We start from the raw sequence: 23,923 nt of genomic DNA, 5'->3' as shown, positions 1-23,923 counted from the left end.
TTTTATCGGCCTGCCTTTCCCAAGCAGGCACTCGCTGACCACCATATGAAATGGCCAACATAAAGCGTCACAAAACGGTGAGCCTGTATCCGGCTCTGTTTCGTGCTCGGTGAATTATTGTCTTGCTGAACGGCAAAACTTAATGCAGTGAAAACAGGCTAGGCGGTGCTCGGGGCTGGTATTCGGAGTAACAAGCGGACAGTAACGGAGCAACAATGACAGGCAAAAACGGTGCCTGTGAAACAAGCCGTATCAGCCAGATAAAAGGAATGAAAACAGTCTGGATCAGCGGCAAGTGAATAAGGAGTTGACAATAGCCGCAGGCGATGTCCTCCATCGGTGAACTGCCCGGCTTTGAAACCAGGTGATGGGACATGCCCTGATCAATAGCGCAAGCAGAGCCTAAAGAAGAATGGAGATCATGCTCCATACCTGGCATGGCGTGATGCATGGCCGCCATATCAGGCATATTATTGTGTGTGCTGGTGATCGCTGCCGAACAAGGCTGACTGGCACGCTGGTGCTCCAGCGATTTCGAAATCACCGGGGCCAGGAACAGCATCAATATCGCCAGCAGAGACAGATAAATGGGGAACTGGCGGCGAGAAAGTAAAAAAAGCGATAGCAACCGAACAACCGCACTTTAAAAAAATGTTGCGCTATAGTACCGAATGAGGAAGGGGATTGTTACAAAAACTCTATTCATCTATCAAAATAAAGAAGTTGATCATGGTTCAATACGAAATCCCATCTCCAATCCTACACAAATCCGAAGGATCACCAGATGCTGTATCTGACGCTAAAAGTGGCAGAAAACCAACGTGCCCTATACGCAACTTGTAGATCCTGTCGTTCAGGTTAACCGGGACCATCACGGCGGCATATTCGGAGAAACCAAGCTTAAAGGGTTCTGTCGCATTAACGGGCACAGGCCAGCCAAAGTGGGTGTTGCCGATTATTTAGGCAGCCAACAGATAAAATTGTTCCGCAGGTGACAATACCTCACTTTCCGGATGCTGATATTGTCCTTTGCGTATCATGTGGATCAATTCGATGCCCGCCAAAAGCCCCTGTGCCCGTCGAAACGATTTGAATCCCAGCATCGGTCTTATCCGGCGTTTGATATTGCGGTGATCTTGCTCAACCAGATTGTTTAGGTACTTACTTTGCCTCACTGTAATCGTTTCCTCATCGGGTTTGTCGGCGTTGAGCGTGGCCAAAGCCGCTGTGTTGGCCCCACTTTTATCGATAGTGACCCCCTCAGATTCGCCATGATGACGTATGGCCTTGCGGAAGAAGCGCAATGCGGCGGCGGCATCCCGTTTGGCAGTGAGCAGAAAGTCGATTGTCTGGCCTGATGTGTCAACAGCCCGGTACAGATACTTCCACTGCCCGTTCATTTTGATGTAAGTTTCATCCATTCGCCATCGACGACCCACCGAACGTTTATGCCGGCGGAATGCCTTGTCCAACAGCGGCACCAGACGGATAACCCAGCAATGCAGTGTGGCATGGTCAACAGCAATGCCGCGTTCAGCCATCATTTCCTCGAGATTGCGCAAGCTAAGGGCATAAGCCAGATACCAACGAACACATTGCGCGATGATATCGATGGGATAATGCAAGCGTTTAAAGGCATTCCTGATCAGAGACATTAATAGGCAACATTACAAAAAAAACAGCATATTACCTGACGCCGCCTTAACGCGACAGAGCCGCGCAAGCTAAGGGCATAAGCCAGATACCGACGCACACATTGCGCGATGATATCGATGGGATAATGCAAGCGTTTAAAGGCATTTCTGATCAGAGACATTAATAGGCAACATTACAAAAAAACAGCATATTACCTGACGCAGCCTTAACGCGACAGAGCCATAAAAACGTATTACCTGTGTAATACGTTTTTATTCTTTTTGTATTACTAACATCATACAGGTGCAATAATATTGAGATGGCCTAACTGCCAGAACCGGTGCACTGGCGCCACACAGTGTGAAACTGACCACATCAGGCTCAAAAAGCCGCCTGGGTAATGGGCAACAGCGTCGGTATTGGATCTATTTTCAGGATGAAAGGCAGAAGCTCAATCCTGTCCTTGAAAACATACGCCTCCTCAAGGTTATCACAGAAGCACATAGTTTCCAGCGACACTTTGCCATTGAACGTTAAGTACCGGTTATCATCTTTTTTCATTACTCGGTAACCAATAATGCCCTGCTTTTTATCCGAATCGCGGACGATTTTATGTGCTTTCAGCGCTTCAGATTTAATTTGCTTCCAGTTCATCTTGTTAATATCTTTCATTTTATTTTCCTACTTTATCTCAATAGTTATGTGATGCAGCGCCATCAGCTTGTATTGACAATCGCTTTCGGATACCAACTGCCAGACACAACGGTCAAACAATTTCTCAACGCCGCGATATTTCCGGTTATTATTATATCGAGTTGGACGTGGTGCATCAGGAAACAGGGAATATCTGGAATCAACCCGCAGTATTCTTCACACTATGGCGCTAAAATCTGCCTTATCGATGACTATGTTACTATTGGCCAATGAAAACAACACCCACACCGCACGACGCACTTTTTAAACAGTTTTTGACACACCCAGAAACCGCTCGCGACTTTCTGGACGTACACCTGCCGCCAGCACTACGCCAGGTGTGTGACCTGAATACCCTGCGACTGGAGTCCGGCTCCTTTATCGAAGAAGATCTGCGTGCCTACTACTCAGACGTACTGTATTCGCTAAAAGCGGGGAAGGGTGACGGTTACATATACGCGCTGATCGAGCATCAAAGTTCGCCGGACAGGCATATGGGCTTTCGCCTAATGCGATATGCCATCGCCGCCATGCAGCGACACCTCGATGCCGGCAACGACAAATTGCCCCTAGTTATTCCCATTTTGTTCTATCATGGCCAGGTGACACCTTACCCTTACCCGATGAACTGGCTGCAAGAATTCAGTGAACCTGAACTGGCGGGACAACTCTACGGTAACGATTTTCCCCTGGTTGACGTGACGGTCATTTCTGATGACGAAATAATGACACACCGGCGCATGGCCATCCTGGAACTGTTGCAAAAGCACGTTCGCCAGCGTGACCTTGCCGAACTACTGGAACAACTGGTCACACTACTGCTTGCCGGTTACACTGATAATGAGCTGCTGACATCGCTGATGAATTACATGTTGCAGGTTGGCGACACGGCGGCACCGGAAAACTTTATTCGGGAGCTGGCGCGCCGCTCACCACAGCACGAGGAGGTATTGATGACGATCGCACAAAAACTCGAACAAAAAGGGATTGAAAAAGGCCGGTTGGAAGGTATCCAGCTTGGTGAAGCCAAAGGACGTCAAGAAGGTATGCTTGAAGGTAAACTTCAGGTTGCACGCTCCATGCTGGCGAACGGTATCGATCGCGACTCGGTAATGAGAATAACCGGCCTGACAGCTGACGACCTGGCACAAATCCGCCATTAATCATCCCAAATAACGGGCAGGGAAGACGTTGTCAGACAACATTGAACCGGACTCACCAAAAAACACTACTTCAGCGTTAAGCCACCTGGCATTTTGTGCGTTGGTGGCACTTGGCATAGCCCGTCAGGATGGCATGGCCGGAACACCTTACGCAGAAAATCTTTTTCTTATTCGCTGGCTCGCCACCGCACAGAGACAGAAGCGCTTCCCCAAAAGTGTCGCTATCGATATTACCTGGCTATTGGAACGGGGCCGAAAACACGGCGCGGCAGGTAAACTACGCCACTGAGACACTGAAAGATCAAGGCTGGGACAATTATGTAATGAACAGTCAGGAATGGAGATCCGGGACAATCCTGACTCCCCGTCAGGATAATGGCTTTTACGTCGAAAAATCCGCACTTAATGCCGCCTTTACATCCGATGGTCGCCACCTGCACCCTGTACCGTTTCGCATTATTGGCAACACGATGACCTTTATTCAGGTGATGGCGGCGTATTCTCTTCACGCAAGGGTTATCAACAGTGCCCTGGATCACCACACAGTCGTATTGGAACCGGTAGAGTATTCATACTCACATTGACGGTGCCAGTAGGAGGACATTTAAACAGTGTTCGCTCGATGAGACCAAGATCTATAAGTGCTTTGGCAAGTCCATCCGGCTTCTGAGCACCTCGTAGGGCGATCTGCGCCACGTCGAAGGTTAGAAACCACCGAACCGACGGTGACTATGATGAGCACGATACAAAATTAGGAGTTTTAGATGTCAGGGGTTGATTACCAAAAGCAGGCTCAAGACTATTACAGCAAGGCTCCTCTCATCATCCTGGGCAGTGGTGCGTCAGCTGCTCATGGCATGTCTGGAATGGGTGCACTTGCGAAGCACTTGGTCGAAAATACCGACACTTCGGGTTTGTCTGCTGCCGAGATTGTAGCTTGGGGGGAATTCTGCCAAGTCTTATTAAACGGTGTCGATCTGGAGTCGGCGCTGCATCAGGTGGCCGTTACTGAGGAACTGACCTCCAGAATTATCACAGCGACCTGGAAGCTCATCAGTTCAGAAGACATTCAAATCTTCCAGGATAGCCTTCAGAATCAAGCGATGTTTCCGCTGAGTCGCCTGCTGCGCCACATGTTCAAAAGCAGCCTCACCAAAATAAATATCGTTACTACGAATTATGACAGACTGGCAGAATATGCCTGCGATCAGGAGGGGACCCATCATTACACGGGCTTCTCACACGGATTTTTTCGTCAGCGCGCTGCACCGAATGAAATCATGTCTGCACGCAGAGTGAATATCTGGAAGGTTCATGGTTCTCTGGACTGGTTTAAATCGCCCCTTGAAGACATCGTCGCCCTTTCAAACATTCAAGGGATACCGGCTAACTATAAACCGGAAATCGTGACACCGGGCACTCAGAAATATCAAACAACGCATTTGGAACCCTATCGCTCGACTATTCACAATGCCGATTTGGCCATCAACGCTGCCAACTCTTTCCTGTGTATTGGCTACGGCTTCAATGACGAGCATATTCAGCCGAACATCATGGCCAAATGCATTCGTCAGAATACCCCGATCACGATTATTACCTATGCGCTCTCAGACGCTGCCAGGAAGCTCATCCTTGATGGCAAGGCGCATAATTACCTGGCAATAGAACGGGGAGCGACAGACGAGCAGTCCATCGTCTACTCCTCTTTGGATAAGACACCACTGATCGTTGAAAAAAACATCTGGAGTCTTGAGAGTTACCTGTCACTCATCATGTAGGGAGAAGAGATGCCGATATTTAATTTTCGGGATGAAGACGCGCTTGGAAAGGTGGCCTCCGTCGATACAGCAAACGTTATCGTGGACGTTGAAAATGTCGACCAGCTCAAAAGGTTGCAAGTCAACCATCTGGCCGTGCTCCAAAGCAGCAGGCCTGGACAGCATCTCATCGGCCTCATCACCCAGGTGACCCGCAAGCGTGGTATCGAGGACATTGCCAACGATGGTATTAGCGAACAGACCTCAGAACTCAATCTGTGCAAAATCGCCCTGATTGGCACGATGCTGGATCGTGACGGAGAAAGAGAAAACGTCTTTCGCCGCACTCTGGAAAGCGTTCCAGAAATCGACGCAAATTGCTTTTCGCTAGAGGGCGAAAACCTTACCAACTTTATGCGTACGCTGTCCAGCGTCTCAGCCAATGGCAATGCCCTGACGCTGGGCAAATACACGCTGGACGAACATGCCGTTGCATATCTCAATGGTAACAAGTTTTTCCAACGCCACGCTTTCATCGGCGGCAGTACCGGATCAGGTAAGTCCTGGACGACAGCCAAGATCATTGAGCAAATGACTGGGCTCTCCACGGCTAACGCCATCGTTTTTGATCTTCATGGTGAATACTCGCCATTGGTGGGCCAAGGCATTCATCACTTCAAGGTGGCCGGTCCTGCCGATGTTGAGGCTAAACGCACCATTGATGACGGAGTGCTTTACCTGCCTTACTGGTTGCTTTCGTATGAAGCACTCGTGGCAATGTTTGTTGACCGTAGTGACCAGAATGCGCCCAACCAGGCCATGATCATGTCCCGTGAGATCAACCAGGCCAAAAGGAAGTATCTTGAGGATGGTGACCAGAAGGAAATTCTGAAGCACTTCACCGTGGATAGCCCGGTTCCATTCGATCTTGATGTTCTTATGGGCAGGCTGAACGAGATCAATGTGGAGATGGTTCCAGGGGCAACGCCCGGTAAAGAAAAGCAGGGTGATTTTTTTGGAAAGCTCGCCCGGATGATCTCCCGGCTAGAGAACAAAATCTCAGATAGACGCCTAGGTTTCATATTCAGCGGTGGCGGTGACGTTTTGGATTTTTCTTGGCTTGAAAAATTCACCACGGCCATGCTCGGAAGCTCTGAAGAGAATGGCAAAGCGGGTATAAAGATCATCAACTTTTCCGAAGTTCCATCAGACGTTCTCCCTCTGATCGTTTCCCTTGTCGCTCGAGTCACCTTCTCTGTCCAACAGTGGACGCCATCCGAACTACGTCATCCGATTGCGCTTTTGTGTGACGAAGCGCATCTCTACATGCCTCAACGAAACATGGCGGAGTCAGCCGACGATATTTCCCTGGATATTTTCGAGCGCATAGCCAAGGAAGGCCGTAAGTACGGTGTCAGCCTCATCGTGATAAGCCAGCGTCCCTCCGAAGTGAACAAGACGATGCTCAGTCAGTGCAGCAACTTCGTGTCCATGAGGCTGACCAACGCCGAGGATCAGGGCGTTATCAAGAGGCTTTTGCCAGATAGCCTCGGTGGGTTCAGCGACATCTTGCCGACTCTCGATACAGGCGAGGCCTTGGTTGTTGGCGATGCGAGTCTGCTTCCAAGCAGAATCAGGATCGATGAACCCATAAACAAACCGAATAGCGGTACGGTCAATTTCTGGGATGAATGGCAAAAGCCTGTCAAAAATAAGAGACTGTTGATTGCGGTAGAAAACTGGCGTAAGCAAAACATCCAGTAATTACTTTATTGACTGTATAAAGTATCGCCGTTCCCTATGAAGTCTCAAGCGCACCACGTGCTTGAGACCTCATAGGGCTGAAGATTATTTTTTGAATGACACGATGCCCTTTAATATTTAATCGGCTAAAGAAATAAATATACGCTCAGTGTCACATATTTTTATTATCTTTTTTGTTTTATCTTTATTCCAATCACAACGGCCAGCGAAAATGATTGCTGCTCCTTCGAGACTTTCAGTATCTGATATATTGAATTTTTCAAGAATGATATCACGCAGACTGCCTAATGGTATTCCTACATCTCTGCACTCAGCAGGATTAAGCCATTCAATATCATTATTTGAGTTATATAACGTTCCCCAATAAAATCTATGTGCATTTTTAGTCATCGGTTCTGCATCGGGAAATTTCACAAATAAATTCTTGGCTTTATATTTATATTCACCTAACGGGATAATTGTGTCAGACGTCGCTAACCCTATCCCTCTGATTAAGCTGTGCAGTATTTTTTCAAGTGAGACTCTTGGAACTCGCTTTTGTTCTGACTTTATGGAGTGCACTTTTTTGTTACCAGTCTGAGTCATATCTGAAACACCGCTGACGCCAGACGCTTCGTTGCCTGCTGAAGAAGTTCTGTCAGAATCGTAACTGATTTCTATCGTATCAGACTCGGCAATAATCTGTTTAACTTCAGTCGAATTCCCGACCTCCCTTTGTCGTTGGGACGAAGGTGTAGTTTCCCTACAGGTACAGTATCGGGACCCAAAGCAGGCCTTTTTTCCATCAACGCTTTTCTTCCTGTAAAATGCCTGTTTACGGCAATCAGGGCATACCAGAGAATATCGTAATTTTTCAATGTCGCTGTCAAGTAACTTTTGAAAATCGAGAATAGAGTAAAATTTATCACTACCACCAAACGTACAAATAATATCAAACATATTAAAAACGCCTCCTGTTACGTGTTATTCCCGAGGTAACAAAAAACACCTCAAAATAACACCTTGCTTTTCCTTTCCTTACTTGTCTGTCTCAGCGCATGGCCCAGGAATAATGTTTTTCTGCATAACTGTGCAGCCGGTAAAAGTTCTGTTCGTCACCACCGATAAAAATACCGTTCTCCATGGTCCCCTCCGCCAGTCGTTGTGTGTATCGGTGCGACGCCTCATCCAATTCTGCCCGACTTCCCCATGCTCCCTGCTGCTTACGCCAATTCAACCGCACGGATTTCAGCAGATGAAGTAGCAGGCCACCACGTTGCGCGCATCGCCAACAAAAACCACGTCGCTGTCCGGCCGCATCATTTCGTTCCTCAAATAGACATCGAAGCAGCCCAGCATCATGGCCACCCGCTTTGCCACGAAGCCCCCATACCAGTAATACGCGGTGCGGGGAATGTTCAGCCGGCGACTTTCAGCAATGTTGCCGGTATGAAATGACAGCAGATCTGACTCGGTCAGTTCACGGACCAGTGCTTCGCCCAGGGAATGCAGGCCAACCAGCAGATATTTTTTTATCCGATGGCGCGGATAACCTGAGGGAACTGCAGTAATTTTGTTGCGTTAATGACATATAAGCAATACGACGCAATAACGCGTATAAGACAAAGCATGTGTCGATTTCGCGTCGGAATTTATGGTTTTGACGCTATCACTGTTCAAATGCTCCCGCTGATCCAATTTGCAGCCGCGAGGTTGCCATGCTCAATAAAAAACACCATTTTTCAATTGGTTATTTTTTTTCTGAACCTGTTGTTTCTTAAAAATACAATAGCATTAAACGATCGATAGTGTATTTTCAATTTGTTTAACCTATAGATTAAATCAATCAATCAAGACTGATTGATCTGTTAAACCGATCAATGTATGATGCGTTTCAAGATAAGTGCCAATGTCAGTCCAAAGCCGTTCGCAAGCATCACAGACTCATTGGGCGTTAAATATACAGGGGCGAACTTCCATGGTGTTGTATTTCAAACGTGTTATTTAGAGGCTCAAATTCGGTAACCTGTTGGTCTCTGTGCATGTTCGTCCATTTTTAGGTTTCCACACGAATCCGTGTGATGTGCGTGTTACTGCCATGACGATGGCCATGCCCCTGATACCCAAGCAGAAAAACAGACAGCGTGGTGTTATGACACAAAAAATTCTCAAAAATGCAGCGCTGCGCCTTCTGGTTGAAAGCGGCAGCGTCAGTGCCTTAAACGTGGTTGGGACTGATGGCGGCTGGATATTAAAGGTTAAGTACGGTCTGAGTGAGCAGACCCTGGCGTCACAGGCTCGCCCGGTCAGGGTGTTCAAAAAGCTGGACACATTGGTCATGTACCTCAAAAAAATTGGGGTTGAACAATTTGATATCGATACATCAGGTTATTCCATTGATGCACGCGCCGGCCTCACTCGTCCGGATCGCTCAGTGGCGCTTAAGCGGATACATGAGGCTGCAGCAGAACATGTCAGGCTTCCCCCAGAAAGTCAGTCGGATGAGGGCCGTTAATACCTGTGAGCTGTAAATCGGGTAAGGTATTACCATGACAGAAAATGTATGACATGCCTTATTGAGAATATAAATAGATAACAAATCTATTGCAAAAATATTCAAAAATGAAATGTCAGCGTTGGCTTTAATTTGTCTTAGCTACATTGTTTTTTATTCTAAAAGAATAAACAGCGATGGCTTATCACTACTGGAAGTGGCGTATACATACCCATAAATGCAAGTGGTGACATATCCCTGTGTGCAAGGTTTTTTTATTTTTGTGACAGGATTTTTTACAACGAGTGAATTAATACTATTCAACATTAGGACGAAAAAAATGCAACTGAACAAAATCATGATGGCAGCTGTACTGAGTCTGTCTGCCGTTTCTGTCGCCCATGCCAACCAGGGGCAAGGTGACATCCTGTTCACTGGCTCCATTGTTGATGCGCCTTGCTCGATAGCAGCGGACTCCATCGACCAGACTGTTGAGCTAGGGGCTATTTCCAATGCTGCGTTGAGCGCTAACACTAACACCGGTGAATCAAAGCCGATGCCGTTTACCATTCAGCTGGAGAACTGCATCGTTACAACTGGCACTACCCCAGCCAGTGCCAGCAAGGTTCAGGTTAAGTTCCTGGGGACCACATCCAGCTATGACGCAGATAGCCTGGCACTGGTCGGTGGTAATGCGGCTGGCGCTTACATCCTCCTTAAGCAGGCCGACGGAAAAAAAGTAACGGTTGGTACGCCGACCACCTTGCAGCAGTTTACTGACGGCGCATCTCCGGCTCTGACCTTTACGGCGAGCCTGAAAGGCAATGGTGGTACTGCAGTCATTACGCCGGGTAGTTTTAGCGTCCCCGTCCAATTTCAACTTGCCTACCAGTAAATCTCAATATTTGTTTGACCCGTCCCGTGGCCTGCCGCCACGGGCTATTTCACCAATTGGAGTCAGCCGATGACGTGGATTCAGTGGGGACAGAATCGGGTGGCGCCTTTCCTGTTGATAAGTTTGACCGTCGGTTTCGCGAGTGAGGCCTTCGCCCGTGATGCCGGCCATGGGCGTGTCAGCATGAAAGGGGCTATCGTCGAGCGCCCCTGCGCCATTGATGTGGGGGATCGTGACCAGACGCTGGTAATGGACACAATTCCTGTTAGCCAGATTGTGCGTGACGGGCGAGGCCCTCAGAAGGCCTTTTCCATTCGTCTGGTGGATTGTGTGCTGTCACGGCTTGACCCACATAAACCCGACTGGCAGGGCTTTACCGTGACCTTTGACGGGGAAGGTGACCGGGGGCATTTTGCGGTGTCCGGTGAGGCGAAGGGGGTTGCGGTGGCAATAGCCGACGAGGTGGGCAACCAGGCCCAGCCGGGGCGGATGATGCCCCCGGCCGCTATCATCCCCAGCGAGATGCTCTTGCGTTATACCGTGAATCTGGTTGGCAATCGGGAAACGTTACGTGCTGGGGACTACCACTCGGCAATACGTTTCAGAATGGATTATTACTAAGAGTTTCTCTATGGTGCATTTTTTCCCCCGTACCCTTTCTGCCATGCTCTGTCAAGCGGGGCTCGGCTCCACCCTGTTGCTGGGGTCGGTGGTGTTCGCCCATGCCGATGATATTCAGTTCAACAGCGACATCCTGGATTTGAAGGACCGCAGCAATATTGACCTGAGCCAGTTCGCGCAAAAAGGCTTTATCCTGCCCGGAAGTTACAGTCTGGCGGTGAGTCTCAATACCCAGGTGTGGCCCGAGCAGTCCGTGGATTTCATTGCACCAGAGAATGACCCCAAAGGCAGTCAGGTTTGCCTGACTCCTGCACTGGTTGCCCAGATGGGGCTGACCGACAAGGCGTTGTCCGAACTGACGTGGTGGCACCAGGAGCAGTGCCTGAATGTGGAAAGTCTCAAGGGAATGGAAGTGCGTACTGACCTGGGCACCTCCACCCTGTATCTGAGTATGCCGCACGCCTACCTGGAGTACAGCAGCCCGGACTGGGACCCGCCAGCACGCTGGGAAGAGGGGATCCCGGGGATACTGCTCGACTACAACGTGAACATGCAAAATCAGCAACAGACCCGCGGGGGGGGTGGCAGCGGCACCCGCGTTAGCGGTAACGGGACCACCGGGGCCAACCTGGGGGTATGGCGTTTACGGGCCGACTGGCAGGCACGCTATGACAGTCGTTCGCAGGGCCGGGGTGAAAGCCGTTCGGGGGGGAATGGTGTCAACCTGGACTGGAGTCGTTATTACGCCTATCGCGCCTTGCCGGCGTGGGGCGCAAAACTGACCTTGGGGGAGGATTATCTCAATTCGTCCATTTTTGACAGCTTCCGCTTTACCGGCGCGAGCCTTGTCTCTGATGACAACATGCTGCCGCCGAATCTGCGGGGGTACGCACCGGAGGTGAGTGGTGTGGCACGTCGCAATGCCAAGGTCGTCATCAGTCAGCAGGGCCGCATCATCAAGGAAGTCCAGGTGGCAGCCGGGCCATTCCGTATCCAGGACCTGGACAGTGCCGTATCAGGGCGACTGGATGTGCGGGTTGAGGAGCAGGATGGCAGTGTACAGCGCTTCCAGGTGGATACAGCCACCATTCCTTACCTGACACGGCCTGGACAGGTGCGCTTCAAGACCACGGCGGGCCGGGCTTCCGACTGGAACCACCGTGTCAATGGGCCGACGTTTGCCAGCGGCGAGTTCTCCTGGGGCGTCAGTAACGGGTGGTCACTGTACGGCGGGGGGCTCGCCGGCGGGGATTACGCGGCCGCGTCACTGGGTATCGGGCGTGACCTCCTGGCGCTGGGGGCGCTGTCTGCCGATGTGACGCAGTCACGTGCGCGCCTGCCGGGGGAAGGCAATCAGACAGGGGGCTCTTATCGTCTGAGTTACTCCAAGCGCTTTGTCGAGATCGGCAGTCAGGTGACCTTTGCCGGTTATCGCTTCTCAGACAGTACGTTCATGTCGATGAGCGAGTACCTGCAGGCGCGTGACACAGGCATTAGACAGGGCCGCAACAAGGAAATGTACACCGTTTCCTTCAACCAGTCCTTTGAGTCTCTGGGGTTGAGCACGTACCTGAACTACAGTCATCAGTCCTATTGGGATAAATCGACGACGGAACGCTATGACCTGACGGCATCACGGAACTTTGATGTGGGTCGGTTCAGGAATGTCAGTCTGTCGCTGACGGCCTACCGCAACCGGTTCAATAAAACCGACGACGACGGGATGTACATGTCGCTGTCCCTGCCGTTCGGTGGGTCTGGCCGTGTCAGTTATAACGGCTCGTATTCCTCAGGGGATACGCGTAATTCTGTCGGTTATTACGACCGTCTGAAAAACGGCGATACGTACCAGGTGAGTGCGGGGACGGCGAGAACCGGGGCCGACCTCAGCGGTTATTACGCGCGTCGCGGCTCTCAGGTGGATATTAATGCTTCTGCCAGCTACCGTGAGGGGCAATACAGTGCCGTGGGCTTGTCCGCCAATGGCGGGGCAACGCTGACACGGGAAGGCGGGGCATTGCATCGCAGCGGTCTGATGGGCGGAACCCGCATGCTGATTGACACCGACGGAGTGGCCGGTGTACCGGTCGGTGCCAATGGCAATCCGGTCTACAGTAACCGGTTCGGCAAGGCCGTGGTCGCGGATGTAACCAGCTATTATCGCAACAGCGTGCGTATTGATATTGACAAGTTGGCGGACAATGCGGAGGTGCCGCGCTCGGTGGTACAAAGCACCCTGACGGAAGGGGCGATTGGCTATCGCAAGTTTGAGGTGATTTCCGGCGAGAAAGCCATGGCAGTGATACTGCTGGCTGATGGCAGCGTCCCTCCGTTTGGGGCTAGCGTGCTGAACCAGAAAAAACAGGACGCCGGTATCGTGAGCGACAGTGGTCACGTTTACCTCAGCGGGATACGTCCGAATGAGAAGATGGCGGTGAATTGGAACGGCAGTGTCCAATGTCACGTGACCCTGCCGGCGGTGATACCGACAGGTATGACGACGAATCTGATGCTACCTTGCGTAAAAGAGGCTGCATTACTGAATGATTGAGCCCGGGATACATGGGTCCCGGGGGTATCCCTTACTATTTTTGATGAGCAAGATGAAAATGAAACACAATTTACTAAGAGCCTCCCTTGCGGGTGCGCTGATGCTGGTGCTGATGCCGTCGGTCCATGCCGCGATTTCGCTGGACAGGACCCGCGTGGTGTTTCCGGGGAGCGAAAAGTCAGTGAGTCTGAACGTGAGCAACCAAAATCCGTCACTCCCTTATCTGGCTCAGGGCTGGATTGAGGATGCGAATGGCAACAAGCTGGAGGGGGGCGGACCGCTGACGCTGTTGCCGCCGGTACAGCGCATTGAACCGAAAGGTAAGGGACAGATAAAAATCCAGGCCATGCCGGGGCTGAGTCTGTTGCCACAGGATAAGGAAACGCTGTTTTATTTGAACCTGCGTGAAATTCCGCCAAAGAGCAACAAGCCGAACACATTGCAGATTGCGCTGCAAACGCGCATCAAGCTGTTCTACCGCCCGGCAGCGTTGGCGCAGGCGGCAGCTGAACAACAGACCTCGCCGTTCCAGAATAAATTGACGCTGAGTAAAAGCGGGGACACCTATACGGTGAACAATCCGACGCCCTACTACATCACCCTGATTGGTGCCAGTGCCAAGGCAGGCGGTGACCTGCTCAAGGGGTTTGAGGCCATGATGGTGCCACCAAAAGGCTCAGCACCGTTGGGGGGAAAGGCTTCAGACCTGGGGAACAGCCCGGCACTGGTGTATGTGAATGACTACGGCGGCCAGCCTACGCTGACCTTCCGCTGTGATGGCACTCAGTGCAAGGTTGATGAAAGTCGTCGAGACAAGAAATAGCCATCGGGTGGCCTGTCGCAGGGGAAGGGAAGGAGAAAAAATGAACAGAATGAAGAACCAGGCCTTGTCGCGCACAACGGGAGGCGTGATGTGTGGCCTGTCTGGACTGGTACTGATTGCCCTACTGGCTCCCGTGGCGCAGGCCGGCCTCACGGATGGATTGGTTGAGGGGGACCACGGGGTACTGCATGTGTTCGGTGTTATGACCGAAAGCGCCTGTCGGCTGGAGATGCCGTCGGCCGACCAGACGGTGGACATGGGTAATATCGCGACCGGTGACCTGCAACAGGCCGGTGACCGGGGAACTCCGGTAGCGGTCCAACTGCGCTTGCGTGACTGCATTCGCGGTGCTGCAAACAACCAGGATACGCAGGGCAATGTCAGTTGGAGTCCCAACCAGCCCGCCATGTCCCTGACCTTTGTCAGTGAGCAGGATGGCGCCAACCCGCAACTGGTGCGCGCGAAAGGGGTCAACGGGATGGGGCTGCGCCTCAGCGACAGTGCACAGCGCGACATGCTATTGGGTCAACTGGCGAAGCCGGTGTTTCTGACCCCGGGTAGTGACGTGCTGACGTATTACATCACGCCTGAGCGTACCGGAGCCCCGTTGCAATCGGGAGCCTATTTTGCCAACGTCAATTTCAGGTTGAGTTATGAGTAGAGCACGGCATGGACACAAACAGGGGCAGGAAGCGCGGCGCAGCCTGCTGATGGGGGCGCTGGTCCTTGCGGTCGCGATGCCGTCCGCCATGGCCGCCCCACTGGACGTGAATATCCGGGGTGTGGTCGTGAGTGTGCCGTGTCAGATTAACAATAATACCGATATCAGCGTCAATCTGGGCAATGACCTGCTGACCACCCGAATTCCGGCCAGCAACAGCATCTCAACCGGGAACACCTATGAAACGGAAATCCCCTACACCCTGGATTGCACTGTCGCGGCAGGGGCAGGCCAGCAGGTGAGGATGCAGTTGTACGGGACGTCAGCCGGTTTTGACAACGGGGTATTAATGACTAGCAACACCAATCTGGGGCTGGAATTACGCCAAAATGGCACCAGGGTCAGTCCGAACCAATGGTTTAACCTGACGTCTGCAGCGGCAACGCCCAAACTAACCGTGGTGCCGGTAAAGAACAGCGGGACTACGCTCTCCGGTGGTGCCTTTAGGGCCACGTTGACCTTGAAGGTGGATTTTCAATGAGGGCCAATAGCATGAAAAGACCGCTTGCCGTCGCCACCTGGTTGGCGGGCACCCTCTTCACCGGCGTGGCCGGTGCGGTTGACGTGAGTATTACCGGCAACCTGGTGGAGTCCCTCCCCTGTAAAATCAATAACGATGACCCTATCGATGTGGATTTCGGCGATGACCTCATCATCAACAAGATTGATGGGACGGCTTACAGTGTGACAATCTCGTATAACGTTGCCTGTGCTGACACCACCGGCAACGTCAGGCTCAGCTTCCAGGGGAGAGCGGCGGCCTTTGACGCGACGGCTGTGGAGACAAGCAGGGCGGGGCTGGGTATTCGCCTGCTGTTGGGGGGGCGTGTCCTGGCGATAAACAGCACGGCAGGTACGGTCATCAACCCAGCGGCGCTGCCAGTGTTGTCTGCCGTGCCGGTTGTCAATGGCGGAGCGGGCCAGGAGCCTACCGACGGGCCGTTCACTGCCACGGCGACGCTGCTGGCGAGTTATGACTAGGAGAAGCCGGTGAGAGAGAGAAAACACAGTCTGCTGTGTGTCGGTCTGGGGGCGCTGCCGTTGTTGAGTGCGTTGTGGATGGCACCGGCTCAGGCGACGGTCATGGGATTCAGAGGGACGCTGGTGTATGCACCGTGCAAAATCCAGGCGGGTGATGAAAACCTGAGTGTGGATTTTGGTGCGGTGGTGGACAAGTACCTGTACACGAACACGCGGACGTTGGGCAAGACGTTCTCGCTGAACCTGGTGGACTGTGATACGGCGGCATCGAGCTGGGTCAAGCTGACGTTCAACGGGATGGAGAACCTGAATTTGCCGGGTTTGCTGGCGGTGACGGGGGTGAGCGGGATTGGTGTGGGGATAGAGACGGCGGGGGCGAGTGCGGTGCAGTTGCCCCTCAATGAGCAGGGTCCTCAGAACCTGCTGTCGACAACGAGCACGACGACGACGCTGAGCTTTAAGGCCTATGTGCAGGGAGAGCCGTTTGCACTGGCGAACAAGACGATAACCCGTGGGGCATTCAGTGCGACGGCGACCTTTGTGCTTGAGTATGAGTAGGGCTGATTGAATCGGGATAGCCGCGAGACAATCCCGCAGCGTGGTTGTTCGCCCAACAGGGTATGGGTTAAGAGTGACAATGAGCCCTTGCCGAACGGCCTTGGTCAAGAAGATTAATTATCACCTGATAAAGACGATTATTGGGGGTGTGGTGGAACATGAAGAAGATTATTAGATTACTGATACTGAGTGCTGTGAGTCTGCACACGCTGTCGTCTTGGGCAACTGAATGTAGAGTAAATAGTGGCGCTTCATTTGGTGTACATGGAGCAGCCTATACGACGATAGCCGTCATACCTATTCCCAGTTTGGGGCAAGTATACACTTATGGTGATCTTAAGCTAGAGTGCAGGTTTGAGGGGTCTGGTAATACAAGTCGTCGTGATTTCATTAAGACTAGATATGATTCTTTATCTTTACCTTTTGGGGGGAACTTTACAGGAGGGTTGGTGTTGGCCAGCGGCATAAAAGATATGCCCATTCCTGCAGATTTAATTTTAGCGACGCTACCCGATGCTAACGGTGGTCCATGGACTAAAGTCGACTTAACACCATATATAACCGCAGTTAATAGTCCTCAGTCACTGAATGTTTCGGGCTCTGTCGCGTTAAGGCGGCGTCAGGTAATATGCTGTTTTTTTTGTAATGTTGCCTATTAATGTCTCTGATCAGGAATGCCTTTAAACGCTTGCATTATCCCATCGATATCATCGCGCAATGTGTTCGTTGGTATCTGGCTTATGCCCTTAGCTTGCGCAATCTCGAGGAAATGATGGCTGAACGCGGCATGGTTCTGTCGCATTAACGGGCACAGGCCAGCCAAAGTGGGTGTTGCCGATTATTTAGGCAGCCAACAGATAAAATTGTTCCGCAGGTGACAATACCTCACTTTCCGGATGCTGATATTGTCCTTTGCGTATCATGTGGATCAATTCGATGCCCGCCAAAAGCCCCTGTGCCCGTCGAAACGATTTGAATCCCAGCATCGGTCTTATCCGGCGTTTGATATTGCGGTGATCTTGCTCAACCAGATTGTTTAGGTACTTACTTTGCCTCACTGTAATCGTTTCCTCATCGGGTTTGTCGGCGTTGAGCGTGGCCAAAGCCGCTGTGTTGGCCCCACTTTTATCGATAGTGACCCCCTCGGGTTCGCCGTGATGACGTATGGCCTTGCGGAAGAAGCGCAATGCGGCGGCGGCATCACGTTTGGCAGTGAGCAGAAAGTCGATTGTCTGGCCTGATGTGTCAACAGCCCGGTACAGATACTTCCACTGCCCGTTCATTTTGATGTAAGTTTCATCCATTCGCCATCGACGACCCACCGAACGTTTATGCCGGCGGAATGCCTTGTCCAACAACGGCACCAGACGGATAACCCAGCGATGCAGTGTGGCATGGTCAACAGCAATGCCGCGTTCAGCCATCATTTCCTCGAGATTGCGCAAGCTAAGGGCATAAGCCAGATACCAACGAACACATTGCGCGATGATATCGATGGGATAATGCAAGCGTTTAAAGGCATTCCTGATCAGAGACATTAATAGGCAACATTACAAAAAAAACAGCATATTACCTGACGCCGCCTTAACGCGACAGAGCCGCTTAAACAGTACCGGATTGAACCGGTTCGGTACAGGGATACTTAAATAGCACCGCAACACTCCACACCCGGCGGCCAAATCCTATCAACGTCTTGGGATGACGCTCACTCTACTCCGCGAAAAACTACATGATACCGAATTGTTCCTGGCAACTGCCCAGGCTTCTGCTTCTGCCAGTTGCGTTTTTACGGCCAAAAAGTCGGCGTGGCTCTACATGACGTCGCCGTCAGCGAGCATATAACCTGCTGGCTGGCGTCAGCGGACTCCGCTGACCGTGGTACCGACAAAACCCAACGCTGCGATAGTGAGCCGGGGGACCAACATGTTACGATAGCCTCATGAAAAAGACCCCTACGCCACATGATTTGGCCTTCAAACAGTTTCTGACGCATCCCGATACCGCCCGGGATTTTATGCAATTGCACTTGCCGGCAGAGCTGCAGGCTATCTGTGATCTGAGCACGCTGAAGCTGGAGTCCGGAAGCTTTGTCGAAGAAAGCCTGCGCCCGTATTTCAGCGACGTGCTTTACAGCCTGAAAACTACCGCCGGTACTGACGGTTACGTGATGGTACTTATCGAGCACCAATCCACGGCGGACAAACACATGGCGTTCAGGTTGCTACGCTATGCGGTCGCCGCCATGCAGCGTCACCTCGATGCCGGCCATAAGAAGCTGCCACTGGTCATTCCGGTACTGTTCTATACCGGTAAACGCAGCCCTTATCCGTACTCGACCAACTGGCTGCAGGAATTTGATGCTCCCGTGCTGGCGGAAAAACTGTACACCGCAGCGTTTCCGCTGGTTGATGTGACAGTCATCCCCGACGAAGAGATTATGGGCCACCGCAGCATGGCGGCGCTGACGCTGCTGCAGAAACACATCCGACAGCGCGATCTGTTTGAACTGATGGAACAACTGGTCACTTTGCTGCTGGCCGGATACACTACGAGTGATCAACTGGCATCATTGATGAATTACATGCTGCAGGTTGGCGATACGGCCGCCCCGGAGGCTTTTATCCGAGAACTGGCCCGCCGCGCGCCACAGCACGAAGAGGTACTTATGACGATTGCACAAAAACTGGAGCAAAAAGGGCTCGAGAAAGGCCGCCTGGAAGGCCTCCAGCTCGGCATCGAAAAGGGCATCGAAAAGGGCATCGAGAAAGGGCGGCAGGAAGGCGAGCGCGAAGCCGCACTGAAGATCGCCCGTTCGCTGCTCGACAGTGGCCTTGATTTGGCGACGGTAATGAACGCCACGGGTCTCACTGCCGATGAGCTGGCGCAGATCCGTCATTAACCCGTTTTGGAGAGACTTACGACCTTGCCGGACAACACGCCTTGGCTAGTTCTCGTCAAATCGCCACTCACGGCGCGTCGGATCATGTAGGCAGGTCTCCCCGTTAATCAGTTGCAACGGGATATAACGGCACGATGCATGGGCTTCAATCGCCTGTGCCAGCACCGGACTGTGAGTCGTCACCCAGAGCTGAGAGTAACGCGACGCCTCGCCAATCAGCTGACCGAGCGCCGGCAGCATATCGGGATGTAGGCTGCTTTCCGGCTCGTTCAACACGACCAAGGGTGCCGGACGCGGACTGAGCAGTGCCACGGTCAGGCAGAGAAAACGCAAGGTGCCATCGGAGAGCTCACGGGCCCGCAGCGGTCGCCGCAGCCCCTCACGCGTCATCATCATCTCGAGTCCCGCTTCGCTGTTGCTCACGTGGAAACGGGCATCGGGAAAGGCACGGGCGAGGATGCCGTGCAGCAATTCGACATCCCCAATGTCGACGATAGTGGCAAAGGCCGCCGCGAGATCCCCCCCGTCATGGCTCAGAACCGGGGTTCTGATGCAAGGCTGGGGAATGCGTAGGGGCGAGCCGGAGGCGATATCGAAGTGATGATAGAAGCGCCACTGGTTGATAAGGTGGCGCAATCTGGCAATCTCGGGATAGCGCTCAGGCTCCGCAAGATGCCCGAACACCGACTCGTGGGGCAACATACCGGGGGTATAGTCCACGTTGTCCCCATCGATACCAAGCACCTTGACCGCCTGATTACGCCGCATGAGTAACAGGTTTGAGGGGGAGCGTCGCTCCCCCAGCCACGCCTCCTCCTGCTTGATCTCGGGATCGAAGCCGAAATACGGGCTGACCGGCGGCGGGGGCAAGCCTATCTGCAACTCGTAGCCAAACTGCTTGGCCTGCATACCGAGGATGATGCGTTTGGGCGCATCGGCACGATCGTCAGGACGCAGGCCTCCTGCCCATATGGTTTGGTGGATCCCTCATTCGGCACAGATGGCGCGGGCCAGCTCACCACTAGCGGCGCTCGCGAGCAGGTGGATGGCGTTGTAGAGGTTGCTCTTGCCGCAGCCGTTGGCCCCCTGAACCAGATTGATCCTGCCAAGGGGCATAGTGAGCTTGCGCACAGAGCGGTAACCACGGATCCAGATTTCGCTCAACATGGGGATGACGCCTTGAACCTGAGAAATTCCATTATGGCGTTTCTCGCCCATTTGCCCCCAAGGTCCCAAGCTTGATATCTATCTTTATGAATTAAATAGAATATCATTTTTTTGATATTTCCGTTAATTTGTAAGTTTGTTGGTAAGTTCGGTGCTTCATTCTGCGAAAAATTCGCCCGGAGAAGTGCCAAAATTTGGTTTTGACACCACGTAGTATCAAAACAGGCAAAAAACGACAGTAGATAACCCATTTCAGACCAATAAATGCAGTTTCAGATATCACGACATGTGAGATTGTGAAATAAACAACATTTTTTAATGTGCTCCATCAATGAGTAACAGAATATCACCATAGTGTATTGATATATATAATTTGGCTCTGTCGCGTTAAGGCGGCGTCAGGTAATATGCTGTTTTTTTTTGTAATGTTGCCTATTAATGTCTCTGATCAGGAATGCCTTTAAACGCTTGCATTATCCCATCGATATCATCGCGCAATGTGTTCGTTGGTATCTGGCTTATGCCCTTAGCTTGCGCAATCTCGAGGAAATGATGGCTGAACGCGGCATTGCTGTTGACCATGCCACACTGCATCGCTGGGTTATCCGTCTGGTGCCGTTGTTGGACAAGGCATTCCGCCGGCATAAACGTTCGGTGGGTCGTCGATGGCGAATGGATGAAACTTACATCAAAATGAACGGGCAGTGGAAGTATCTGTACCGGGCTGTTGACACATCAGGCCAGACAATCGACTTTCTGCTCACTGCCAAACGTGATGCCGCCGCCGCATTGCGCTTCTTCCGCAAGGCCATACGTCATCACGGCGAACCCGAGGGGGTCACTATCGATAAAAGTGGGGCCAACACAGCGGCTTTGGCCACGCTCAACGCCGACAAACCCGATGAGGAAACGATTACAGTGAGGCAAAGTAAGTACCTAAACAATCTGGTTGAGCAAGATCACCGCAATATCAAACGCCGGATAAGACCGATGCTGGGATTCAAATCGTTTCGACGGGCACAGGGGCTTTTGGCGGGCATCGAATTGATCCACATGATACGCAAAGGACAATATCAGCATCCGGAAAGTGAGGTATTGTCACCTGCGGAACAATTTTATCTGTTGGCTGCCTAAATAATCGGCAACACCCACTTTGGCTGGCCTGTGCCCGTTAATGCGACAGAACCTGTAATGAAACACGCCTCGATTGTATTGCGCAGACGCAGACGCCATGGGTAGGGAGTGCCGGAGCTCTCGATATGGTAAATTTCAGCGAAAGGAACAGCATACCTGAGCGTTATGCTCATCGACAATTTGTAGAGCATAACGCTCAGGTGACACTGATGCGCACAACACCAGAGGAAAACTACCAGCTGGGTGTTTGGATTGGCAATAAGCTCAATCTATGTAATGGGCCGGTACGTTTCATCATCCCAGAAGGCGGATTTTCAGCGTTAGATGCCCCTGGACAGCCATTCTTCGATCCGAATGCAAGACAAGCTTTTGCAGAAGGATTGGAATCTACGGTGATCCCGACGGCACAACGCCAAATTATCAGAACGTCTCACCACATCAATGCACCTGAGTTTTGTTCGCTTGTAATTGAGCAGTTCCAGAATGTAATGCAACACCAGGGAACAGCTTATGATTCAACACCAGGGAAATCCTTATGAAAAACTACAATATAGTAAAAGAAAAGCTGCAACTGAAAGTCCTGCGTCAGGAACCGATTATCGGTGCCGGGGCAGGAACGGGCCTATCCGCACGATGTGAAGAAGCTGGCGGAGTCGATTTGATTGTAATCTATAACAGTGGTCGCTTCAGAATGGCTGGGCGTGGTTCGCTGGCGGGGTTAATGCCGTACGGTAACGCCAACAAGATTGTGCGTGAAATGGGTAATGAAGTGCTGCCAGTAGTAAAAGAAACGCCCGTACTGGCTGGCGTTTGTGGAACAGATCCCTTTTGCAATATTCCTCATTTCCTGGAAGAACTGAAAGCGCAGGGATTTACAGGTGTTCAAAACTTTCCGACCGTTGGCCTGATTGATGGAAACTTCCGTAAAAATTTGGAAGAGACAGGAATGGGTTATGGTCTGGAGGTAGATATGATCCGTCAGGCTCATGAAAAAGGGATGCTGACCACACCGTATGTATTTAACGAGCAAGATGCAGTTGCCATGACTGAAGCTGGTGCTGATGTCATTGTGGTGCATATGGGGTTGACCACTGGGGGCGATATTGGAGCAGATACCGCACAGAATTTAGAGTCTTGCGTCCCTGTGATCAATGCTTGCGCCGCAGCTGCAAAAGCAGTACGAGAGGATGTGATCGTGCTGTGTCACGGAGGACCTATTGCAGAGCCAGATGACGCAGCCTATATACTGTCCCATTGTCCTGACTGCCACGGTTTTTACGGGGCAAGCTCGATGGAACGTTTACCTACAGAAGTAGCGATTAAAAATATCGTTAATGAGTTTAAGAAAATAAAAAGGAATTAATAATCAGTATATTAACCCTGCTAATAAAAAGACATGTAAAGTAAAATGTAAAAACAAACAACTAGACATTTTTGATGCGTAGTTGTTTGCCTTACCGACTGAGACCAAGCGGTCTACGTTCGAATCTATTAGTATCAGTTAATATGATGCTAATATAATGACTGTATTCTAGTGAAAGCGCTTTTGATTTAAGTTATCAATCAATAATGGCTGTATAAGAGGTTGCTGATGAGTATATATGAGAGTGAGTGTAAAAGGTATTCAGAGTTGTTTTTATCCAAGATGGAAGAAAAATTTAAACTGAAGGAGGCTGAAAATAATGAAATACGCAAACATCAAATGCGGTATCTTTTTTTGGTGTTACTGGTTGAGCAAGTGGTTAAATCAAGCAGTTGGGGCATGTTGACCTGTTTAAGAGCAACTGAAACATGTAAAAAGCCGGTTGATAATAAATATATCCCCATTGATTTGTGCTATAGCATCATCGCAAATTCGTCAGGAGAAAAGTTAAGTTTATTACCTTGCGATGACAGTTTTGACATGATTGCTATGCGCTGGGAAACACCTAGAAATGAAAGCAGTGAGCGTGATGATTTATTGATTTTTTGGAATGATGGCCAGTGGGATCTCCGATTTGGGATAAACTCAAACGACCAGGGACGGGTGGATGAGAACGCTATCCGCTACATTCTGCATAAACACTTTTTCAATGATTCACACTGAGG

General features: G+C 51.2%; 27 protein-coding genes and 1 pseudogene. 20 read left to right on the top strand and 8 right to left on the bottom strand.

Annotated elements, in window-relative coordinates; all coding sequences use genetic code 11:
* Positions 1-139 precede the first annotated feature (139 nt).
* The 3 genes from KGP26_RS28695 to KGP26_RS28680 form a co-directional block, all read right to left on the bottom strand.
* Complete coding sequence (locus KGP26_RS28695) at positions 140-562, bottom strand: DUF2946 domain-containing protein (protein ID WP_245398331.1); 423 nt, start codon at positions 560-562, stop codon at positions 140-142.
* Between the two features lie 397 nt (positions 563-959).
* The gene (locus KGP26_RS28690) at positions 960-1,655 is read right to left on the bottom strand and encodes an IS6 family transposase (RefSeq protein WP_223499779.1); all 696 of its coding nucleotides are present in this window, start codon (positions 1,653-1,655) and stop codon (positions 960-962) included.
* 361 nt (positions 1,656-2,016) lie between these two features.
* The gene (locus KGP26_RS28680; protein ID WP_223499786.1) at positions 2,017-2,307 is read right to left on the bottom strand and encodes a hypothetical protein; all 291 of its coding nucleotides are present in this window, start codon (positions 2,305-2,307) and stop codon (positions 2,017-2,019) included.
* A gap of 251 nt (positions 2,308-2,558) precedes the next feature.
* On the opposite strand from KGP26_RS28680, the gene KGP26_RS28675 reads away from it, so the two are divergent.
* The 4 genes from KGP26_RS28675 (at position 2,559) to KGP26_RS28660 (ending at position 7,012) form a co-directional block, all read left to right on the top strand.
* Positions 2,559-3,491, top strand: a complete 933-nt coding sequence (locus tag KGP26_RS28675; RefSeq protein ID WP_223499787.1) for an Rpn family recombination-promoting nuclease/putative transposase — start codon at positions 2,559-2,561, stop codon at positions 3,489-3,491.
* A 28-nt stretch (positions 3,492-3,519) separates the two neighbouring features.
* Positions 3,520-3,780 (top strand): DUF2913 family protein, encoded by a 261-nt coding sequence (locus KGP26_RS28670; RefSeq protein ID WP_223499788.1) that lies wholly within the window; start codon positions 3,520-3,522, stop codon positions 3,778-3,780.
* Between the two features lie 475 nt (positions 3,781-4,255).
* Positions 4,256-5,269: an SIR2 family protein gene (locus KGP26_RS28665; RefSeq protein ID WP_223499789.1), complete on the top strand. Its 1,014-nt coding sequence runs from the start codon at positions 4,256-4,258 to the stop codon at positions 5,267-5,269.
* 9 nt (positions 5,270-5,278) lie between these two features.
* On the top strand, positions 5,279-7,012 hold the full coding sequence (locus KGP26_RS28660; protein ID WP_223499790.1) for an ATP-binding protein: 1,734 nt from the start codon (positions 5,279-5,281) through the stop codon (positions 7,010-7,012).
* 117 nt (positions 7,013-7,129) lie between these two features.
* On the opposite strand, the gene KGP26_RS28655 is transcribed toward KGP26_RS28660, so the two are convergent.
* Entirely contained in the window at positions 7,130-7,951 is an 822-nt protein-coding gene (locus KGP26_RS28655; protein ID WP_223499791.1) for a hypothetical protein, read from the bottom strand.
* A 288-nt stretch (positions 7,952-8,239) separates the two neighbouring features.
* Positions 8,240-8,371, bottom strand: coding sequence for a hypothetical protein (locus KGP26_RS30345; RefSeq protein ID WP_256444966.1), 132 nt, complete (start codon positions 8,369-8,371; stop codon positions 8,240-8,242).
* Between the two features lie 718 nt (positions 8,372-9,089).
* Here KGP26_RS30345 and KGP26_RS28650 point away from each other — a divergent pair.
* From KGP26_RS28650 to KGP26_RS28600, 11 genes and pseudogenes are all read left to right on the top strand, one after another.
* Positions 9,090-9,506: a hypothetical protein gene (locus tag KGP26_RS28650; RefSeq protein ID WP_223499792.1), complete on the top strand. Its 417-nt coding sequence runs from the start codon at positions 9,090-9,092 to the stop codon at positions 9,504-9,506.
* A 319-nt stretch (positions 9,507-9,825) separates the two neighbouring features.
* Positions 9,826-10,380 (top strand): fimbrial protein, encoded by a 555-nt coding sequence (locus tag KGP26_RS28645; RefSeq protein WP_223498432.1) that lies wholly within the window; start codon positions 9,826-9,828, stop codon positions 10,378-10,380.
* Positions 10,381-10,449: 69 nt separating this feature from the next.
* Positions 10,450-11,001, top strand: a complete 552-nt coding sequence (locus KGP26_RS28640; protein ID WP_223498431.1) for a fimbrial protein — start codon at positions 10,450-10,452, stop codon at positions 10,999-11,001.
* 10 nt (positions 11,002-11,011) lie between these two features.
* Entirely contained in the window at positions 11,012-13,552 is a 2,541-nt protein-coding gene (locus KGP26_RS28635; protein WP_371822071.1) for an outer membrane usher protein, read from the top strand.
* Positions 13,553-13,610: 58 nt separating this feature from the next.
* Positions 13,611-14,375 carry a fimbria/pilus periplasmic chaperone gene (locus KGP26_RS28630; protein WP_223498430.1) on the top strand — a complete coding sequence of 255 codons (765 nt, stop codon included), beginning with the start codon at positions 13,611-13,613 and terminating at the stop codon, positions 14,373-14,375.
* A 40-nt stretch (positions 14,376-14,415) separates the two neighbouring features.
* Positions 14,416-15,036: a fimbrial protein gene (locus tag KGP26_RS28625; protein WP_223498429.1), complete on the top strand. Its 621-nt coding sequence runs from the start codon at positions 14,416-14,418 to the stop codon at positions 15,034-15,036.
* Positions 15,029-15,577, top strand: a complete 549-nt coding sequence (locus tag KGP26_RS28620; RefSeq protein WP_223498428.1) for a fimbrial protein — start codon at positions 15,029-15,031, stop codon at positions 15,575-15,577. Before KGP26_RS28625 ends, KGP26_RS28620 begins: the two co-directional genes overlap by 8 nt.
* Positions 15,578-15,588: 11 nt before the next feature.
* Positions 15,589-16,077: a fimbrial protein gene (locus tag KGP26_RS28615; protein WP_223498427.1), complete on the top strand. Its 489-nt coding sequence runs from the start codon at positions 15,589-15,591 to the stop codon at positions 16,075-16,077.
* 9 nt (positions 16,078-16,086) lie between these two features.
* Entirely contained in the window at positions 16,087-16,635 is a 549-nt protein-coding gene (locus tag KGP26_RS28610; protein ID WP_223498426.1) for a fimbrial protein, read from the top strand.
* Between the two features lie 158 nt (positions 16,636-16,793).
* Positions 16,794-17,294 (top strand): hypothetical protein, encoded by a 501-nt coding sequence (locus tag KGP26_RS28605; protein WP_223665704.1) that lies wholly within the window; start codon positions 16,794-16,796, stop codon positions 17,292-17,294.
* Positions 17,294-17,437 (top strand): annotated as a pseudogene (locus tag KGP26_RS28600) (IS6 family transposase); the annotation flags it as partial. The gene KGP26_RS28605 and the pseudogene KGP26_RS28600, both read left to right, overlap by 1 nt.
* 40 nt (positions 17,438-17,477) lie before the next feature.
* Here KGP26_RS28600 and KGP26_RS28595 read toward each other — a convergent pair.
* A complete protein-coding gene (locus KGP26_RS28595; protein ID WP_223498400.1) occupies positions 17,478-18,173 on the bottom strand; it encodes an IS6 family transposase in 696 nt (231 codons plus the stop codon).
* Positions 18,174-18,574: 401 nt separating this feature from the next.
* Between KGP26_RS28595 and KGP26_RS28590 the strand changes: the two genes are divergently transcribed.
* The gene (locus KGP26_RS28590) at positions 18,575-19,534 is read left to right on the top strand and encodes an Rpn family recombination-promoting nuclease/putative transposase (protein WP_223498399.1); all 960 of its coding nucleotides are present in this window, start codon (positions 18,575-18,577) and stop codon (positions 19,532-19,534) included.
* Positions 19,535-19,579: 45 nt separating this feature from the next.
* On the opposite strand, the gene KGP26_RS28585 is transcribed toward KGP26_RS28590, so the two are convergent.
* Entirely contained in the window at positions 19,580-20,443 is an 864-nt protein-coding gene (locus KGP26_RS28585; RefSeq protein WP_371824873.1) for an AAA family ATPase, read from the bottom strand.
* A gap of 78 nt (positions 20,444-20,521) precedes the next feature.
* Positions 20,522-20,701, bottom strand: a complete 180-nt coding sequence (locus KGP26_RS30475; RefSeq protein WP_223498396.1) for an AAA family ATPase — start codon at positions 20,699-20,701, stop codon at positions 20,522-20,524.
* A gap of 438 nt (positions 20,702-21,139) precedes the next feature.
* On the opposite strand from KGP26_RS30475, the gene KGP26_RS28580 reads away from it, so the two are divergent.
* The 4 genes from KGP26_RS28580 (at position 21,140) to KGP26_RS28565 (ending at position 23,921) form a co-directional block, all read left to right on the top strand.
* Positions 21,140-21,835 (top strand): IS6 family transposase, encoded by a 696-nt coding sequence (locus KGP26_RS28580; protein ID WP_223498400.1) that lies wholly within the window; start codon positions 21,140-21,142, stop codon positions 21,833-21,835.
* A 77-nt stretch (positions 21,836-21,912) separates the two neighbouring features.
* Positions 21,913-22,374, top strand: a complete 462-nt coding sequence (locus KGP26_RS28575) for a Tm-1-like ATP-binding domain-containing protein (RefSeq protein WP_223538574.1) — start codon at positions 21,913-21,915, stop codon at positions 22,372-22,374.
* Positions 22,371-23,198, top strand: coding sequence for a phosphoenolpyruvate hydrolase family protein (locus KGP26_RS28570; RefSeq protein WP_223498402.1), 828 nt, complete (start codon positions 22,371-22,373; stop codon positions 23,196-23,198). The genes KGP26_RS28575 and KGP26_RS28570 overlap by 4 nt, the downstream gene beginning before the upstream one ends.
* Before the next feature lie 228 nt (positions 23,199-23,426).
* The gene (locus tag KGP26_RS28565) at positions 23,427-23,921 is read left to right on the top strand and encodes a hypothetical protein (protein WP_223498403.1); all 495 of its coding nucleotides are present in this window, start codon (positions 23,427-23,429) and stop codon (positions 23,919-23,921) included.
* The last annotated feature ends 2 nt before the right edge of the window (positions 23,922-23,923 follow it).

Origin of the sequence: Serratia sp. JSRIV002 (assembly GCF_019968725.1) — a bacterium.
Taxonomy (GTDB): domain Bacteria; phylum Pseudomonadota; class Gammaproteobacteria; order Enterobacterales; family Enterobacteriaceae; genus Chania; species Chania fonticola_B.
Note: the sequence above shows the minus strand (reverse complement) of the source record. Positions and strands in the feature narration are given on the sequence as shown.